Genomic DNA, 16,562 nt, shown 5'->3' with positions numbered 1-16,562 from the left:
TATTCATAACCCCATGTTGTGTAGATTAGAGCTTTGCCTTACGGCATTGAGCAAACAGATCTAAAGCGGGTTGGTAAGCTTCGGTCGAGACATCCATTACCCCAAGAAGAGAGTGGAACAGATTTTCGTGCGCATAAGGTAACTCAGTATTTTTGCGCAGGCACTCCACATCAATCCCTTTACTTTGGCTAAAACCTTGTGACATCCAGACTAACAGAGGTACTCGAGTTTGGTGCTCAGGAGCGAGGCTGTATGGCATACCATGCAAAAACAAACCGTTCTCACCCAAAGATTCACCGTGGTCAGAAACATAAATCAGAGCGGTGTTGTAACGATCTTGCAGTGATTCAAGTTTGCTGAGCAACTGCGCCATCACATAGTCCGTATAGCGAATGGTGTTGTCATAGGTATTCACGATCTGCTCAACACTGCAGTTCTCAATATCCGCTCTTGGGCAGTCAGGTTGGTAAACGGCCATCTCTTTTGGGTAACGTTTAAAGTAAGTGGGGCCGTGGCTACCAATGAAATGCATGAATATCATTCGATTGCCTTGTTGTTCAGAAATTTCTTGATCTAAATTTTCCAACATTGCGATGTCGTAGCAAGTGTCACCATCGCAAAGCCCTTCACGCTTATCCCTTGCTAACTCTTTTAGTGGAATATTTTTCGCTACATCTTTATCGCCACCATCATTCTCCTTCCAAAGCAAACTGATGCCTGCACGCTGAAGAATATCCAACACGTTGTCTTGGTTGTCTGCGCGGTTGCGATCAAAATTATGGCGATTCATGTTGGAGAACATACAAGGCACTGAAACAGCGGTTGCCGTGCCGCAACTCGCCACATCTTTAAAAAAGATGGGTTGAAAAGGGGATGTATAAGCATTGGTATCTCGTGGATAACCAAAGTATTGGTAGTTGTGTACCCGAGCTGTTTCGCCTAGCACAAAAAATACCAGCGTTGGTTTTTGTCCATCACCACTTGCGGTTGAATTTGCCAACTGTTTGGCATCGAGGCCGATCTTTTTGTAAACCAAAGGCTCAGTGAAATAGCGCTGTTTGACCAAACCAAAACTGCTGTAGAGGAAATGGGTTGGAATAATCATTTTTTTGAGTGAGCTATTATTACGGCCAACGGAAGAGTAATTTTGATAATACAGCCCGGCAATCGCAGCAACTACCAACAAAGAGAGCAGCATGGATAATCCCTTTTTGGCCAAAAAGCTCAGTACACTGGTTTCGTTGCGAATTGGAGTAAGGATTAGCCAGATGGCTGGCAGAATGCCTAACACGACAAACCAAGAGATCGAATACATAGTGAGATAAGATCCCGCTTCGCTACTGTGGGTTTCCAACACATTCACGAGCATGTCTTGATCAACAATGGTGCCATATTGGTAACCCGCAAAACTCACCAGTGCAGAAATGACCAACAGCAGTACAAATACGGGTTTAAAGAGATAAGGCCAACTCAGGATCTGAAAAATAAAATTAAGAGCAAACAGAAAAAAGAGTGGGATGGAAAGCGCAAATCCCCAGTGGATTTGTGCCGATTCCGAGAAAATCTGCGCAAGTTTAGCGTAAATCGGCAAATTGATCGGTAATGCAAAAAAAACAGCCAACAGGAAGACTAACTGATTATAAGAGAAAGCTTTTAACTTCATGACTCGCATGCTTACCTCAAATAGCGATTTTAATGATAGGTGACACATCTAAAATGAATGTTGGATGAGCAACTCATAAAAACTCAATCCAGAGTGGTGGACAGAAATGAAATATCCATACTCAATGAGATTGAGTGAATAACCAGTTCTGGGCTCGATGAATTCAAAACTCATTCCAATGGGCTACAACATATCAACAGTTTCTTAATAAAACCTTAAGAAAAGGCAAATCAATTTCAGAGTGTGATTTGTGTTACATATATATTGATATGGAGTGTATTTATTCAAAATAATGTCATCCATTTATATGAACTGCGTCATTTACAGTGTAAATACGTTGATGTTGCGTGGTGGCGACTTTTTGGGGGTGATATATCCCCATGCTCTCTGAAGTGGAAGTGGTGTTCGCTCCGTCCGTTCCCCCAATGACATAGCCTATCTATGCTCATGGGAAGCATGAGTGCCATTTTTGTCTCTTACCAAATCCATATACTGCCTGCGGCTGTACAAGTTGGTTCAAACAAATGTGTCACGCATTTACCGTCTACCTGCAACGTCAAGTCCTTTGGGTACAAAAATGATAGAAATAAGAAGGGATGACTTTCCTTGCATTCCACGATTGGGTAATCATAAAAATAAGGAATAAGATGATTATTTTTTAGAATGTCTCTGTTTTTTAAGAAAAATAAAATAAGAACACCACTCAGTTCAATCCCATTTGAACTCACATTATCTCAGTTGATATCTCCGTAAGCCCTGCGTGATCATCATTTCAACACCAGCTAAAGAAAGAATTGTGTTTGTGCCTCCCGCCTTTTATGTCTGCATTTGTAGTGGTTAACAAATTCCGGATACGACTTTGGTGCGAGATATCCCTTGTTCAATTTGATAATTGGCTAATCCCTCCTAAACTCAAAATCGGGAAGTAAGAAAATAGTTGATTATTTATTTCGACTTAAAGGTTGAGCCTGCCATGTTGACTCTGAATGAAGCATTAGACATTGCCCATGTACACGAGTGTAAACAACAATTTTTGCTATGGATTGCAAAAGAAGAGCCATTGGTGATTGATGGCTCGGCAGTGGTTCGAATTGATGCCGCAGGTTTGCAGTTACTTACTTCTTTGATGATGACAGCACAGCACAGTGGGCTTGAGATCCATTTTGACCAATTATCTGACGTTTTAGAAGAAGGGTTTGCTCAACTAGGCATGACAGACCTAATGCAAACTAAGAGTGCGTGAGGGAAAAGCTATGACAAAAGTTTTGGCAGTAGATGATTCAATTTCGATTCGACAAATGGTCTCCCATACTCTCCAAGATGCAGGTTATGAAGTAGAAACGGCATCCGATGGGCGTGATGCTTTGACCAAAGCGCAGAAAACCCGTTTTGATGTGATCATCTCGGACGTCAACATGCCTGTTATGGGAGGGTTTGATTTTGTTAAAGCGGTTCGAATGCAGAGCCAATACAAATTTATCCCGATTTTGATGCTGACCACGGAAACCAGCCCAGAGAAAAAGCAAGAAGGTAAAGCGGTAGGTGCAACAGGTTGGCTAGTTAAGCCCTTCAACCCAGAGACATTGCTAAAAACGTTACAACGCGTTTTGTAAAAAACTGAGTTTTAAAATAATTCAAAATGAGTCAGTCGGCGGGTGAGTTATGGCTTTAGATATGGAGCAACTGCGTAAGATTTTTCACGTCGAATGCCGTGAAAATCTTGAGACATTGGAAGGGGAGTTGTTGCAACTGGACCCTTCTCAAGTCGATCTTGAAGTTTTAAACACCATTTTTCGTGCCGCACACTCCATTAAAGGCGGGGCTGGTACGTTCAATCTGAATGAAATCAGCGAATTTACCCATGCGGTTGAAACCTATCTCGACCTGATCCGCAATCAGAAAAAACAGCTGACAGCGCAAGGTGTTGATACTTTGCTAAAAAGCTGTGATGTGATTCGTAACATGCTCGATAGCCGAGAGCAGAACACTGAGAGTGATCAAGCACTAAAAGAGCAAGTGAGTATTGAGCTACAGGCGCTACTTGCTGATACGCCATCGACTCCAACCGAATGTTTGCCAGCGACACCAGATACCCCAACTGAACAAATCCGTGAGCCAGCAACATTCGCGAACAACGTGGTCGGGTGGCAAATCCAGTTTATTCCCCATCAAACGATGTTCTACAGCGGTAATGACCCACTGCGGATTTTACGTGAATTGCGTGATCTCGGGGCTGAGTGTGAGATCGAAATGCACCAGCAAACGTTACCCGAGTTAGCGGAAATCGATCCCGAGCTCTGCTACTTGAGTTGGACGATTCGATTAACAGGTGAAGTGCCAGAAAGTGACATTCGTGAATTGTTTGAGTGGGTTGAAGATGAATGCGATTTAGTGTTGCGAGCCTTGCAACCTGAGAGTACAGAACTTGACGACTCGAAATGCGAGACTCCTAGTGACGCGAATGCACCACTTGCTTCAACGGCTATTACTGCCGTTGAGCCACCTAAAACATCTATCTTGAGTCAGCCATCGGTGGCTGAAAAAACGCCATCGGTGGAGCACCTCTCAACGCCAGCTAAAACGGAGGCGGCCAACAAGCCTGCCAAAATGGAATCGAGTGTCTCTTCGATTCGGGTTGATATAGAGAAAGTCGATAATCTGATCAATTTAGTGGGTGAGTTGGTGATTACTCAATCCATGCTGACTGAGCTAGGGAATGACTTCTCGATGGACAAGCTAGAGAAGCTCAAAGTGGGACTGGCACAACTACTGCAAAACAGCAAAGACTTACAAGAAAACGTGCTGAATATTCGCATGCTACCGATGAGTTTTGCATTCAGTCGTTTTCCCCGCTTAGTGCGGGACTTGTGTGGTCGCTTAGGTAAGAAAGTCGACTTACAGATTCAAGGTGAACAGACCGAGTTAGATAAAACGGTACTGGAGCGAATTGTTGACCCATTGGTGCACCTTGTACGTAATGGCATCGACCATGGAGTTGAAATGCCCGAAGTCCGGTTAGCAAAAGGCAAGCCGGAAACGGGAGTGATTACCTTGAAAGCCTTTCATCAAGGTGGGTCGATCATTGTCGAAATTTGCGATGATGGTGCAGGGATTGATTGCGACAAGTTGTGGCGCAAAGCCGTAGAAAAAGGGGTATTGGAAGCCCAAACCCAGCGTAGCGATCTCACCGATAAACAGATCATCAACCTGATTTTTGCTCCTGGTTTTTCTACCGCAGAGCAGGTTTCCGACATCTCAGGCCGTGGAGTGGGCATGGATGTGGTGAAGCGCAATATTGAAGAGCTCGGTGGACAAATTGAAGTCGAGTCCGAACTTGGTCGTGGCAGCCGCTTTACTATCAGTTTGCCACTGACACTCGCCATCCTAGATGGCCAGTTGGTGAAAGTGGCTGATCAGGTGTATGTGATCCCCTTACTGACGATTGTTGAGTCAATTCAGATCAACACAGGCAGTGTGAAACATGCCGCAGGTGGGATTGAACTCTATCGCCTGCGTGAAGAAAACATCCCGATTCTACGTTTACAAGATGAGTTAGGGATGGGGCGCAGCGGTAGCTTAGAGAAACGCTTGCTCTGTTTTGTCGAGTCAGCTGGTCACCGTGTTGGTCTATTGGTGGATGACTTACTCGATCAACAGCAAGTCGTGATTAAAAGCCTTGAATCGAACTACGCCAAAGTGGCGGGAATTTCCGGGGCGACAATTTTAGGGGATGGCTCCGTCTCATTGATCCTCGATATACCCGGCTTAATTACGCATTTTATGAAGCGAACTTCCTCTCCTACCAATAAAGGCAAAGCCGCGTAAGGAGCTCGTATGCATTCAGAGAATCTCAGCACCGCATCCAATTCGCCGCCAATCCCCATTCTGTCTATTGATATGGGCTTAACGGGGGGCGCGGACTTTTTGAGCTTTATTTTAGGCATGGAGCTTTATGGTGTGCCGCTTTCTCACGTTGAAGAGATTCGAGTGTGGGAGAAACCGACCCCTATTCCAAGAGCTCCTGATTTTGTGAAAGGCGTGATTAACCTACGCGGCATGATCGTCCCCATCATAGATTTACGCGAGCGCTTTGGCTTAGAGGAATGCCACTATTTACCCACGACCGTTGTGCTGATTTTGAGCTCCAGTGAGCAAGAGCAAAAGCGGTTGATGGGACTGGTTGTGGATTCAGTCAGCGATGTGATCGGGCAAGGTGAATCGCTGTTGCATCCTGCGGTAGGCGAGAGCGTCGTGGTGCCTTTTATCAGTGGAATTTTAAATGTTGGTGATGACGTAATGTCTCTGCTTGATGGGGATGCATTGCTGGATATGGACAGGATCCTCAGTGGGGGACAGGCATGACACAGCGAGAATTTCTGAGCTTCATTTTAGATGATGAAGAGTATGGCATTCCAATACTGGAAGTACGTGAAGTGCGAGGTTGGAACCCAGTACGAGTGCTTCCCAACGCCCCTCCTTTTGTTTTGGGCTTGCTAGACATTCGTGGTGAATACATTCCGATTGTGGATCTCAAGAATCGTTTGGGATTGGTTCCCGTTGAGATAAATGCAACCACAGTCGTGGTGGTGATTAACACCGCCAACCAACAACCGCTAGGGTTGATCGTGGATGCAGTGGCAGAAGTGTATGCCCTGTCGGATCAGGAGATCAAACCAGCGCCCAGTATTTCAACTGTGATTGGCAGTCAGTATGTTAAAGGGATTGCCGCAATCAAAAACCGACACTTAGTTTTAATTGATATCGATGCGCTGTTTGATGTGAATGCGCTGCGCTTAGGCACCACTGCTGAAAGCACACAATGAGGGAAGACACATGGGATTTTGGAATAATAAGCAACAGGTTGTGCCCCAGTTTGTTGAGCCAGCCAAAGAGAGTGTAACCAGCGAGTTTGAAGAATCGGAAAGCAATGGTGAGTTATCCAACTACCAGCTGTTATCCGCGCTCAATGCAGCAAAGACCGCATTAATGATGATTGATCGGGATTTTCGGATCACCTATTTCAACAATCAAACGCTCAAACTGCTCAAACACCATGAAGCGCTATTTCGTAGTGTATGGACCGATTTTCGAGCGGAGGCAGATTTCCTGCAGGGCTACTGCATTGATAATTTTCATGTCAATCCCAGTCATCAGCGTAAGTTACTCGCCGATCCCAAAAACTTGCCTTACACCACAGTGATTACCATCAAAGAGATCAAGATTGAACTCAATGTTGCAGCAATCATCGATGATCGTGGTGGGTACATAGGCAATACGTTGGAATGGCGTGATGTGACCGAAGAGATCAAGCGTGAGCAACAGATTGGGCGTCTAGCCTCTGCGGTTGAGGGTATGACAACCAATTTAATGATGGCGGACAAGGAAGGGGTCATTCAATACCTCAATCCGGCACTTTTACAACTTCTTACCCACCGTGAACCGCAATTAAAACAGGCTTTCCCTGGATTTAATGCATCCGATTTGGTGGGCAAAAATATCGATATTTTTCATAAAAACCCAGCCCATCAGCGCTCGATCATCAATAACCCTGATCGCTTACCTTTTAGCTCTATGATCAAAGTCGGTGACTTAGAATTTAACTTAACCTGTATTGCGATGCGTGATGCAAAAGGGCAATACATCGGCCCCGCTTTGCAGTGGGTCGATATCACTGAGCAACGTGATGGGCAGCGCCAAGTGGAAACACTTATCCAAAAAGCCATCAAGGGCGATTTACATGACCGCATTAATACCAGTGTCTATAACGGCTTTATGCGTGAATTGGGGGATGGCATTAATAACTTGCTCAATACCTTAGTGGAACCTCTTGGGCAATGCATCAACGTGATGAGTCGAGTGGCGGAAGGGGATCTCAACACCAGCATGTCGGAAGAGTACCAGGGCGAATTTGGCCGCTTAGCCAGTGCGGTTAACTCATCGATCGTCAACTTACGCAACATGGTCGACAAAATCACCGTTTCTTCAGCTCGCGTTGCTACTGCTTCAACAGAAATTGCTGATGGGAATAACGATTTGAGCCAACGAGTAGAGGCTCAGGCCTCTAACTTGGAAGAAACCGCTGCCAGTATGGAAGAGATCACGGCTACGGTTCGCCAAAATGCAGATAACGCGAAAGATGCGAACGTACTCGCGACCGATGCCGCGAAAAAAGCGACTCGAGGTGGGGAAGTGGTGGGTGAAGCTATCGGCGCAATGGGAGCGATCAACACGGCAAGTAAGAAAATTGCCGACATTATTAGCGTGATTGATGAAATTGCTTTCCAAACCAATCTGCTAGCACTCAATGCTGCTGTTGAAGCGGCACGCGCTGGTGAACAAGGGCGCGGTTTTGCAGTCGTGGCTGGAGAAGTGCGTAACCTAGCCCAGCGAAGTGCGGGAGCTGCCAAAGAAATCAAAGGGTTGATTAACGACAGCGTGGATAAAGTGAATGAAGGTTCGCGTTTAGTGAATGAGTCAGGATCCACACTGAAAGAGATCGTTGAAGCGGTGGTGAGAGTTTCAGACCTGATCGGGCAAATTGCGGCATCTAGCGTTGAGCAATCGACAGGGATTGATGAGATCAATCGTGCGATAGCAGCGATGGATGAAATGACTCAACAAAACGCCTCTCTGGTAGAAGAAACCTCAGCGGCGAGTCAATCCCTCAAAGATGAAGGTAAAGAGCTGCTTAATTTAATGAATTTCTTTGTCACTGAAAATAATGTCACAACATTTGAGCGCAAGGCTCGTCAGCCTACCACACCACCCAAAGCGAAACCGGTAGTTAGTATGCATAAAGCTTCAGTTAACCAAGTGGCGCATAAAATGCCGCCGCATGCGGCGGATGAAAGTGATGAATGGGAAGAGTTTTAATCTAGGGAAAACGTATGCTGGCGGTCAATAAACAAGAATTTGAGCTAACCGAAAAGGATTTCAAATTCATTCAGTGGTTTATGCATAAGACAGTAGGCATTTACCTACCGGACTCCAAGCGTGCCATGGTATATGGCCGCTTGAGTCGGCAGATGCGCCGTAAAGGATTACAGCGTTTTAAAGAGTTTCGTGAGCTGATTGAAAATGATGAGCAAGAACGTATTCACTTTATTAATACGCTAACCACCAATAAAACCGAGTTTTTCCGTGAGAGTCACCACTTTGATTTCATAGAAAAAGCCTTGGTGGAGGAGTGGCGTAAAGAGCGAGTTGGTCAGTTACGTTTTTGGTCAGCGGGATGCTCCACGGGGGAAGAGCCTTACACCCTCGTTTCAGTTCTTGAAAGTGCAGGAGTGTTGGACTTTTGCCCTGATGTGAAAATTTTGGCTACGGATTTGGATACGGCCGTGCTTGATAAAGCTCGTTTAGGGATTTACCCCATAGAATTGCAAAGTTCGATTCCTACTCGTTATTTACGTCGTAGCTTTGTGCGTGGAGTAAAGGATCAGCAAGGCAATATGAAAATTAAGCATTATTTGCAGCGTCATATTGAGTTTCGTCAGGTCAATTTGATCCAAGACTGGCCGTTTAGAGAGCAGATGGATTTGATCTTCTGCCGCAACGTGATGATTTATTTTGATCGGCCAACACAAGAGCAATTGATCGAGCGCTTTCATCAGCAACTTAAGCCGGGTGGGGTTTTGATGTTAGGACATTCGGAGAGTGTTGGGCGTTGTAGCTCTCTTTTTCATCATCTGGGGCATACCATTTATGTCAGACAGTAAGCTTGCTACACAACACAGATTGAAACAGGAGGAGGCAGATGGTCATTACCATCGCTTCAATCATCCTGTCGATCGTCGGCATTGGGTGAAAGTGATGCCGGGTGGAGTGTATGCAACGGTGGATCACGAGATCATTCATACTGGATTAGGTTCTTGTGTGTCCGTATGCGCATGGGATAGTGCCGTGGGTGTGGGAGGAATGAACCATTTCTTACTGCCTTTCCATAGCCAGTTTGAAAGCCAACATTGGCATCCCCAAGCCTTGTTGTCTGAGACGTCACGCTACGGATGCTACGCCATGGAACTGTTGATTAACCGCTTGTTAGCTCTTGGCGCTGAACGAGAAAGATTACGTTATAAGTTGTTTGGTGGTGCGCGTTTAATGGGGTACCAATCGCTAGTTGGGGACAAAAATGTTGAGTTTGTGCTTGAGTATGCCAAACGGGAAAAATTGGATGTGATTGCTCAGGATCTTGGTGGAAGTGAACCTAGGAAGCTGCTTTTTGATCCACAAACTGGCCAAGCTTGGGTCAAGCGGATTAGCTTTAATGCCGCCCGAACCATTAAGAATGTTGAAGAGCAGTACCAGCACAACATAGGTAAGCAAATCTCCTCTGACAATGTGGAGTTGTTTGAATGAAAAGAATCAAAGTGTTGATTGTGGATGACTCGCCAGTATTTCGAGCACTGTTAACGCAGCTTATTGATAGTGATCCGGAGCTGGAGGTAGTTGCTTGTGCACAAGATCCTTTCCAAGCTCGTGAGCTGATCAAACTTCATAAGCCTGATGTGGTGACCTTGGATGTCGAAATGCCCAAGATGAATGGCGTACAGTTTTTAAAAAATCTGATGCGCCTTCATCCTCTGCCTGTAGTGATGATCTCAACCTTAACTCAGCATGGCGCAGAAGCGACATTATCGGCACTTGAATTGGGCGCCGTAGATTACTTCCCCAAACCTTCTTCCGACAATCCGGCCGAAATGCTCAACTACAAAACGTTGGTGAATGAAAAAATAAAAATGGCGGCACAAGCGAATGTGGGCAGCACACAAAATGTGGCTCCTACCTTCTCGTCATCACGACTGTCTGGCCAAGTGTTAAGTGATTTTCAGTTGATTGCGATTGGCTCATCAACAGGTGGAACGGAAGCCGTTAAACAAGTGCTATCTGCATTACCCGCAGGACTGCCTCCGATCGTAATGACTCAGCATATCAGTGCACTTTTTACCCCGTCATTAGCCAAGAGACTTGATGAGAGTAGCGCAGTGCATGTTCAAGAAGTGACGCAGCAAAGCACCGCTTTAGAAATAGGGTGCGCTTACCTCGCACCTGGGGATAAACACATCGTCATTGTGAAACGTTCCGGCAAATTGTATGTCGAGTTAGACGATAGACCTGCGGTGAATCGGCATAAGCCTTCCGTCGATGTGATGTTTGATTCCGTTGCGCAAAGTGTTGGCAGTAAAGCGTTAGGCATTATTTTAACCGGCATGGGACAAGATGGCGCAAGAGGGATGCTCGCGATGCATCAACAAGGTGCAATCACAGCGGCGCAAGATGAACAATCCAGTGTGGTATGGGGTATGCCCAGAGTGGCAATTGAGTTAGGTGCAGCTAGTGCAGTGAGGCCGTTAGGCTCAATGGCTGCGTGGATTGTTGAACAATTACAAAAGAAATCCAAATAACCCTAATAGGGTATCGCGAGGTTCAGAATGATAACCAGAAAACACAAGATTACGCTGATACTAGTTGGGCAAATTCTCTTACTTTTGGTGTTGATCCAGTTTGGGGTTGTCTGGTGGCATTTATTAATTGCAGCATTGTGTGCCGCTTTACCTTGGTGGATTGGGCTTGAGTCACAAGCATCTCCTAAGCAGGTGGATGCTGAGCGGTCAACCGCAGAGTTTAGCCTCTCTAAAGAGCATAAACAGATACTCAGTCAGCTTGAAGAAGTGCTGAAAGAGAATATTCAGCGCATTTCAGATCCTTTGGCGAAACAACTGCAAATTGTTAACGCATCCGCAGAAACCATCAACCACAGCTTTTTTAGCTTGCAGCGCGTAAGTGAAGAGCAAGCCACAATCTCTACTCAGTTGGTGGATAACTTACTGGCTAACCAAGGCAGTGAGTTTGACCTAATGCAAGTGCTGCCAAGAACGGATGCCATCATCCAACAGTTTGTGCAGATCCTCGTGGATATTTCGGAGAAAAGTATCTCCGCTGTGCACAGTATCCATGATATGTCGCAGAAACTAGAGATCGTTTTTAAGTTGTTAAGACAGGTAGGAGGATTGTCTGAACAAACCAATTTACTGGCGCTGAATGCTGCGATTGAAGCTGCTCGTGCAGGGGATGCAGGGCGAGGTTTTGCTGTGGTGGCACAAGAGGTTCGTGAATTATCAATAAAAGCAGGCAACCTCAACAGCCAAATCGAAAAAGAGATGAAAATCGCTCAAGACACGGTAACTATTGCCAATCAAACGGTAGGGGAAATGGCCTCATTCGACATGACTCAAGCAATAGAATCCAAAGAAAAAGTGGATTACATGTTGCGTGGTGTTCAGCAACTGAGTACGGGTATAGAACAAGAAGTAACGAAGCTGCAGCTCTTAGGGCAGCAACTCACCCAGCAAGTTCGTGATGGCACGCGGGCTCTACAATTTACCGATATTGTTTCACAACAAGGGGAGTATGCACTGGACTCACTTAAATTTCTTCAGGAAGCGGCAGGCTTATTAAAAGCGGTTCATTCAAGCGCACGCTATAACCACCAACTCATCCAAAACATCGAGGATTTGAAGGAACGTTCACAGAATCGTCGAGATCTGGCGGCCAATCAGCACAGCATGGATGAAGGCGAAGTCGAGCTTTTTTAAGGAGAACACGATGACCATTCAAACAAATATCGATAGTCATAACAAACACATCACCATTTCGATTGAAGGTGCATTTTGTTTCAACCTTGTGCACGATTTCCGAGCGAGTTATGCCAAGCGCCATGATCATCGTTTCACCATCGATTTACGGAAAGTGGATTACATCGATAGCGCAGGGCTTGGCATGTTACTCAATATGCAGAAATACCTAGAGCAGGCCGATGGCATGATCCGAATTGTGAACATCCTGCCTCAAGTAAGGAAAATCTTATTGATATCTCGCTTTGATAAAAAGTTTGATATCGAGTAGAGAGCCGTAGGAGCTGTTTTTGTGAGAATAATGATTGTTGATGATCATGGAACGAACCGTGAACTGTGCCGCTTTATTTTGGCGCATATCGCATCGCACATTGATACTTTTGAACATGGGCAGCAAGCATTAGATGCACTGCGTGAAATGGAAGATCTGCCCGATGTGATTTTGATGGATGTGATGATGCCGATTAAAGACGGCTTCACCACAGCCAAAGAGATTCGCCAGAGCTTTGTAAGGCATCACATCCCGATCATTTTTCTCACCGTATTGGACGATCGCGACTCCTTCCAAAAATGCTTGGCATTGGGGGATGACTTTATTCTCAAGCCGGTTGAGCGCAGCGTGTTGATTGCTAAAGTACAAGCGCATTATCGAATTGTGAAAATGCACAATGAGGTGATGGAACAACGGGATGAATTACGCCATTTTCGCGAACAGGTTCAATACGATTACGCCATTTCAGAGTCTATTTTCACCAATTTGATGGAGGAAATGTGCCATCAAGTGGAACATATTTTTGGTATTCATTACATCTCCACCCCATCGACCATTTTTAATGGGGATTTGATCGTGGTGGCCAATCGACCACATGGTGGGGTGTACGTGATGATTGCCGATGCCACGGGACATGGATTACCCGCTGCAATATCCACCATCCCAGCGACACGTACTTTCTTTTCGACAGCGCAAAAAGGCTTATCACTGGGAGAAATGGTGGTGGAGCTGAACCACTCATTAGAACGTTTTCTCCCTATGGGGATGATGTTGGCCGCGAGTGTGTTTGAAGTACGAGCCAACGGCTTTGAGATTTCTTGGTGGGGAGGTGGCTTACCAGAAGCCTATTTGCTCGATCATGAAGGCCAAGTGGTTAGCCGTCTTATTTCTAATCACATGCCGCTTGGTGTATTGCCTTCCAATGAATTTGAAGCCGATATCCAACACTTCAAACTTGAGCCGAACCAAAAATTGGTGTGTTACACCGACGGTATTATTGAAGCGATGAACGAAAAGGGAGAGCACTTTGGCCAACACCGGCTTGAGCAAGTGCTGACTAAAGCCTATTCAGAGGCCTTGATCCCTACACTTTATGATGCAGTTAAAAAGTTCTCGAACCGAGGAAAGGGCGATGATCTTTCTATCTTGAGTATGACTTTTCCTATTACTAACAGTAACCCGAGCAACAAAGGGCTGCCGAGAGTGATGTTAAGCTGTATTCCGTTGCAGACCGAATTGCACTTTCCAGCCGATGTGTTACGCAAAATTACGTTAATGAATGAAGTTCGCCGCTTTTTGACCGGTATTGTGAGTGGTGGCGAACACCTTGATCTGCTCTGCTCTGTGCTCTCAGAGTTGTTTGCTAATGCCATCGAGCACGGTTTGTTAGAACTTGATTCCTCTTTAAAAGATACACCTGATGGCTTTTTTGAATTCTACCAACTTCGAGATAAGCGCTTAAAAACCCTACCGGATTACCACTGGCTTATTCTTAAAGTTAATTACCAACCCGAAAAACAGTGGCTAGAGATAGATTTAGAGCACAGTGGCGCTGGGTTTGATTATGAGCAGCGCAATACAAAGAACAGTGATGATCATAATCACGGCCGAGGCATTATCTTGGCGCAAGAGCTGTGTGAATCTTTGGTGTATTCAAATCAAGGGCGCCGGGTTACGGCGACCTACTCTTTCAAATCTCGCGATACCTTCGTTTAATCAACGGTTTTACAGTGTAAAGCGGCCATATCTCCAAGCTACTTAGAGTGGCAAGTAGGCGGTAAATGAGTGCATCCCCATGAGCGTAGACCGATGATGTGATTGGGGAGATGTTTTCGCTATCTATTCATTGATTCAAGTGCAATACCAGTCATATGAGAAAGGGTATTTACACATTTTCCTGAACCAACCACGTCAATTGGTTGGATATAAACGCTCAAAATTTGTGATTGATTCTTTGATTGTTCAATCACACCCTGCGTAATACCTGTCCAAAACACCATTAAAATGTGATGCGTGTCGATAATTTGATGGTTTCTAATCACTAATTTGTTCTTTAGCGTAACCGAGGAAGCTTGGTTTCCTTTCCTGATTAAAGAGAGCGATTTATGAACTGGACAAAGCAGATTTTAAAAACCGACAAACCGATCATTGCCATGTGTCACATCCGAGCCTTGCCGGGAGATCCCGGGTATGACAAAGCCGCTGGAATGAAATGGGTTATTGAAAAAGCTCGCGAAGATTTACATGCCCTGCAAGCAGGTGGTGTGGATTCCGTGATGTTTTCCAATGAATTTTCACTGCCTTATCTTACCAAAGTGAAAACGGAAACCGTGGCGGCGATGGCGCGCATCATTGGTGAATTGATGCCAGAAATTGAGGTGCCTTTTGGTGTCAACGTGTTGTGGGACCCTGTGGCTTCGATGGATTTGGCACAAGCCACTGGGGCGAAATTTGTACGCGAAATCTTTACCGGCGTTTATGCCAGTGATTTCGGCGTATGGGACACCAATTGTGGTGAGACGATTCGTCACCAATACCGGATTGGGGCGGATGAAGTAAAAACCCTATTCAACATTGTTCCTGAAGCTGCGCAGTACCTCGCGCATCGAGATATCGCCAGCATTGCAAAAACCACTGTCTTTAACTGTAAGCCAGATGCGGTTTGCGTTTCAGGTATGACAGCCGGTGCCGCAACGGATACCAACATGCTGACCCAAGTTAAACAAGCCATTCCGAATACATTAGTGTTTGCCAATACCGGCGTGCGCGTTAATACCGTACGTGAACAGCTATCGATCGCTGATGGTGCGGTTGTGGGAACAACGTTCAAACAAGAGGGGGACTTCAACAAATTCGTGGATGAACACCGAGTTAGAGAGTTTATGTCAGAAGTGAAGCGTGTACGTAACCAATAAACACAGGTCGATAAGTTCAGCTGAATGACTTAAACGAGAGTTTGTGCTGATTAACTGAAGGATTTACAGGGAGTAAGGGTATGAAACTGTCTACAACAAAAGTGGTAGTGGCGTCGTTGCTTGCAGGATGCTTATCCAGTGTAGCGAACGCTGCCGACAAAGAGTTTGCCACTGTACCTAAAGCGGTGGGGCTAAACTGGTTTAACCGTATGGAAGAAGGGGTTGTACGCTTTGGTGCGGATACACCGGGAATCGCTACCTTTCAACAAGGTCCGTCCAAGTTTGATGCAGCATTACAAGTGCAGGTGATTGAAGATCTGATTGCACGCAAAGTGGATGCGATCAACGTGGTGCCTTTTCAGGCGGAATCGCTTGAGCCTGTGCTGAAGAAAGCTCGTGCACAAGGCATTGTGGTGGTCGCGCATGAAGCATCTAACCTCACCAATATCGACTATGACGTAGAGGCGTTTGACAATCAGGCTTATGGCCGATTCTTGATGGATCAACTGGCGCAAGGCATGAATCAAGAAGGCCAATATGCGGTGTTTGTTGGCAGCCTCACTTCTACAACGCATATGACTTGGGTCAATGCGGCGATCGATTACCAAAAAGCGACCTACCCTAAAATGGAGTTGGTGGGTGGCATCAATGAAAGCAGTGACGACATCAAAAACTCCTACGCCAAAACGCGAGAGTTGTTAAGAACGTACCCGAACTTAAAAGGGATTCAAGGCTCCTCTGCGCTGGATGTGGTGGGAGCAGGCCAAGCGATTGAAGAAGCGGGATTGGAAGATAAAGTCACAGTCGTGGGAACCAGTATTGTTTCTTATGCTGGAGATCTGCTGAAAACTGGTGCCATCGATGTGATCACCGCTTGGGATCCGGCGGTTGCCGGTTATGCGATGAATAAAGTTGCCAGCATGGTGATTAATGGTCAACCGATCACGGATGGAATGGATCTCGGCGTTGAGGGTTACAACAAAATCACCTTGGATGGCAAAGTGATTTATGGCTCGGCTTGGATCCGTGTGACCAAAGACAATATGTCTGACTATAACTTCTAAGTTGGGAGGAAGCGT

General features: G+C 45.7%; 15 protein-coding genes. 14 read left to right on the top strand and 1 reads right to left on the bottom strand.

The genetic code is table 11. The features are described 5' to 3' along the window. Positions 1 to 25 precede the first annotated feature (25 nt). Positions 26 to 1,672 (bottom strand): phosphoethanolamine transferase, encoded by a 1,647-nt coding sequence (locus VOA_RS09055; RefSeq protein ID WP_001265509.1) that lies wholly within the window; start codon positions 1,670 to 1,672, stop codon positions 26 to 28. Between the two features lie 964 nt (positions 1,673 to 2,636). Here VOA_RS09055 and VOA_RS09060 point away from each other — a divergent pair. The 14 genes from VOA_RS09060 (at position 2,637) to VOA_RS09115 (ending at position 16,547) form a co-directional block, all read left to right on the top strand. Further along, the gene (locus VOA_RS09060; protein ID WP_000956861.1) at positions 2,637 to 2,906 is read left to right on the top strand and encodes an STAS domain-containing protein; all 270 of its coding nucleotides are present in this window, start codon (positions 2,637 to 2,639) and stop codon (positions 2,904 to 2,906) included. A gap of 10 nt (positions 2,907 to 2,916) precedes the next feature. After that, complete coding sequence (locus VOA_RS09065) at positions 2,917 to 3,276, top strand: response regulator (protein ID WP_000170010.1); 360 nt, start codon at positions 2,917 to 2,919, stop codon at positions 3,274 to 3,276. 49 nt (positions 3,277 to 3,325) lie between these two features. After that, positions 3,326 to 5,488, top strand: coding sequence for a chemotaxis protein CheA (locus VOA_RS09070; protein WP_001162441.1), 2,163 nt, complete (start codon positions 3,326 to 3,328; stop codon positions 5,486 to 5,488). 9 nt (positions 5,489 to 5,497) lie between these two features. Further along, positions 5,498 to 6,025: a chemotaxis protein CheW gene (locus VOA_RS0117850; RefSeq protein WP_000555412.1), complete on the top strand. Its 528-nt coding sequence runs from the start codon at positions 5,498 to 5,500 to the stop codon at positions 6,023 to 6,025. Further along, positions 6,022 to 6,486: a chemotaxis protein CheW gene (locus tag VOA_RS0117845; RefSeq protein ID WP_000194056.1), complete on the top strand. Its 465-nt coding sequence runs from the start codon at positions 6,022 to 6,024 to the stop codon at positions 6,484 to 6,486. Before VOA_RS0117850 ends, VOA_RS0117845 begins: the two co-directional genes overlap by 4 nt. Before the next feature lie 10 nt (positions 6,487 to 6,496). Continuing rightward, the gene (locus tag VOA_RS09075) at positions 6,497 to 8,536 is read left to right on the top strand and encodes a methyl-accepting chemotaxis protein (RefSeq protein ID WP_000508173.1); all 2,040 of its coding nucleotides are present in this window, start codon (positions 6,497 to 6,499) and stop codon (positions 8,534 to 8,536) included. 14 nt (positions 8,537 to 8,550) lie between these two features. Then, the gene (locus tag VOA_RS09080; protein WP_000881725.1) at positions 8,551 to 9,381 is read left to right on the top strand and encodes a CheR family methyltransferase; all 831 of its coding nucleotides are present in this window, start codon (positions 8,551 to 8,553) and stop codon (positions 9,379 to 9,381) included. Beyond that, positions 9,368 to 10,021 carry a chemoreceptor glutamine deamidase CheD gene (gene cheD / locus VOA_RS09085; protein ID WP_032468234.1) on the top strand — a complete coding sequence of 218 codons (654 nt, stop codon included), beginning with the start codon at positions 9,368 to 9,370 and terminating at the stop codon, positions 10,019 to 10,021. The genes VOA_RS09080 and cheD overlap by 14 nt, the downstream gene beginning before the upstream one ends. Continuing rightward, positions 10,018 to 11,067, top strand: coding sequence for a protein-glutamate methylesterase/protein-glutamine glutaminase (locus VOA_RS09090; RefSeq protein ID WP_000821438.1), 1,050 nt, complete (start codon positions 10,018 to 10,020; stop codon positions 11,065 to 11,067). The genes cheD and VOA_RS09090 overlap by 4 nt, the downstream gene beginning before the upstream one ends. Positions 11,068 to 11,094: 27 nt before the next feature. Next, complete coding sequence (locus VOA_RS09095; protein ID WP_000632949.1) at positions 11,095 to 12,258, top strand: methyl-accepting chemotaxis protein; 1,164 nt, start codon at positions 11,095 to 11,097, stop codon at positions 12,256 to 12,258. 10 nt (positions 12,259 to 12,268) lie between these two features. Next, positions 12,269 to 12,568: an STAS domain-containing protein gene (locus VOA_RS09100; protein WP_000155320.1), complete on the top strand. Its 300-nt coding sequence runs from the start codon at positions 12,269 to 12,271 to the stop codon at positions 12,566 to 12,568. A 30-nt stretch (positions 12,569 to 12,598) separates the two neighbouring features. Continuing rightward, a complete protein-coding gene (locus VOA_RS09105; RefSeq protein WP_000634469.1) occupies positions 12,599 to 14,284 on the top strand; it encodes an ATP-binding SpoIIE family protein phosphatase in 1,686 nt (561 codons plus the stop codon). A gap of 389 nt (positions 14,285 to 14,673) precedes the next feature. Then, positions 14,674 to 15,483, top strand: coding sequence for a BtpA/SgcQ family protein (locus tag VOA_RS09110; RefSeq protein ID WP_001104652.1), 810 nt, complete (start codon positions 14,674 to 14,676; stop codon positions 15,481 to 15,483). Positions 15,484 to 15,563: 80 nt separating this feature from the next. Further along, positions 15,564 to 16,547 carry an autoinducer 2 ABC transporter substrate-binding protein gene (locus tag VOA_RS09115; RefSeq protein ID WP_000778185.1) on the top strand — a complete coding sequence of 328 codons (984 nt, stop codon included), beginning with the start codon at positions 15,564 to 15,566 and terminating at the stop codon, positions 16,545 to 16,547. Positions 16,548 to 16,562 lie beyond the last annotated feature (15 nt).

It is taken from the genome of Vibrio sp. RC586, from assembly GCF_000176715.1.
Taxonomy (GTDB): Bacteria; Pseudomonadota; Gammaproteobacteria; order Enterobacterales; family Vibrionaceae; genus Vibrio.
This window is presented reverse-complemented; position numbering and strand designations above follow the sequence as displayed.

Bases quoted from the DNA above. Each gene is read 5' to 3' on its own strand.
- cheD (WP_032468234.1), top strand. From the start codon at position 9,368: ATGTCAGACAGTAAGCTTGCTACACAACACAGATTGAAACAGGAGGAG.
- VOA_RS09115 (WP_000778185.1), top strand. From the start codon at position 15,564: ATGAAACTGTCTACAACAAAAGTGGTAGTGGCGTCGTTGCTTGCAGGA.
- VOA_RS09065 (WP_000170010.1), top strand. From the start codon at position 2,917: ATGACAAAAGTTTTGGCAGTAGATGATTCAATTTCGATTCGACAAATG.
- VOA_RS09100 (WP_000155320.1), top strand. From the start codon at position 12,269: ATGACCATTCAAACAAATATCGATAGTCATAACAAACACATCACCATT.
- VOA_RS09075 (WP_000508173.1), top strand. From the start codon at position 6,497: ATGGGATTTTGGAATAATAAGCAACAGGTTGTGCCCCAGTTTGTTGAG.
- VOA_RS09080 (WP_000881725.1), top strand. From the start codon at position 8,551: ATGCTGGCGGTCAATAAACAAGAATTTGAGCTAACCGAAAAGGATTTC.
- VOA_RS0117845 (WP_000194056.1), top strand. From the start codon at position 6,022: ATGACACAGCGAGAATTTCTGAGCTTCATTTTAGATGATGAAGAGTAT.
- VOA_RS09105 (WP_000634469.1), top strand. From the start codon at position 12,599: ATGATTGTTGATGATCATGGAACGAACCGTGAACTGTGCCGCTTTATT.
- VOA_RS09110 (WP_001104652.1), top strand. From the start codon at position 14,674: ATGAACTGGACAAAGCAGATTTTAAAAACCGACAAACCGATCATTGCC.
- VOA_RS09060 (WP_000956861.1), top strand. From the start codon at position 2,637: ATGTTGACTCTGAATGAAGCATTAGACATTGCCCATGTACACGAGTGT.
- VOA_RS09070 (WP_001162441.1), top strand. From the start codon at position 3,326: ATGGCTTTAGATATGGAGCAACTGCGTAAGATTTTTCACGTCGAATGC.
- VOA_RS09095 (WP_000632949.1), top strand. From the start codon at position 11,095: ATGATAACCAGAAAACACAAGATTACGCTGATACTAGTTGGGCAAATT.
- VOA_RS0117850 (WP_000555412.1), top strand. From the start codon at position 5,498: ATGCATTCAGAGAATCTCAGCACCGCATCCAATTCGCCGCCAATCCCC.
- VOA_RS09090 (WP_000821438.1), top strand. From the start codon at position 10,018: ATGAAAAGAATCAAAGTGTTGATTGTGGATGACTCGCCAGTATTTCGA.
- VOA_RS09055 (WP_001265509.1), bottom strand. From the start codon at position 1,672: ATGCGAGTCATGAAGTTAAAAGCTTTCTCTTATAATCAGTTAGTCTTC.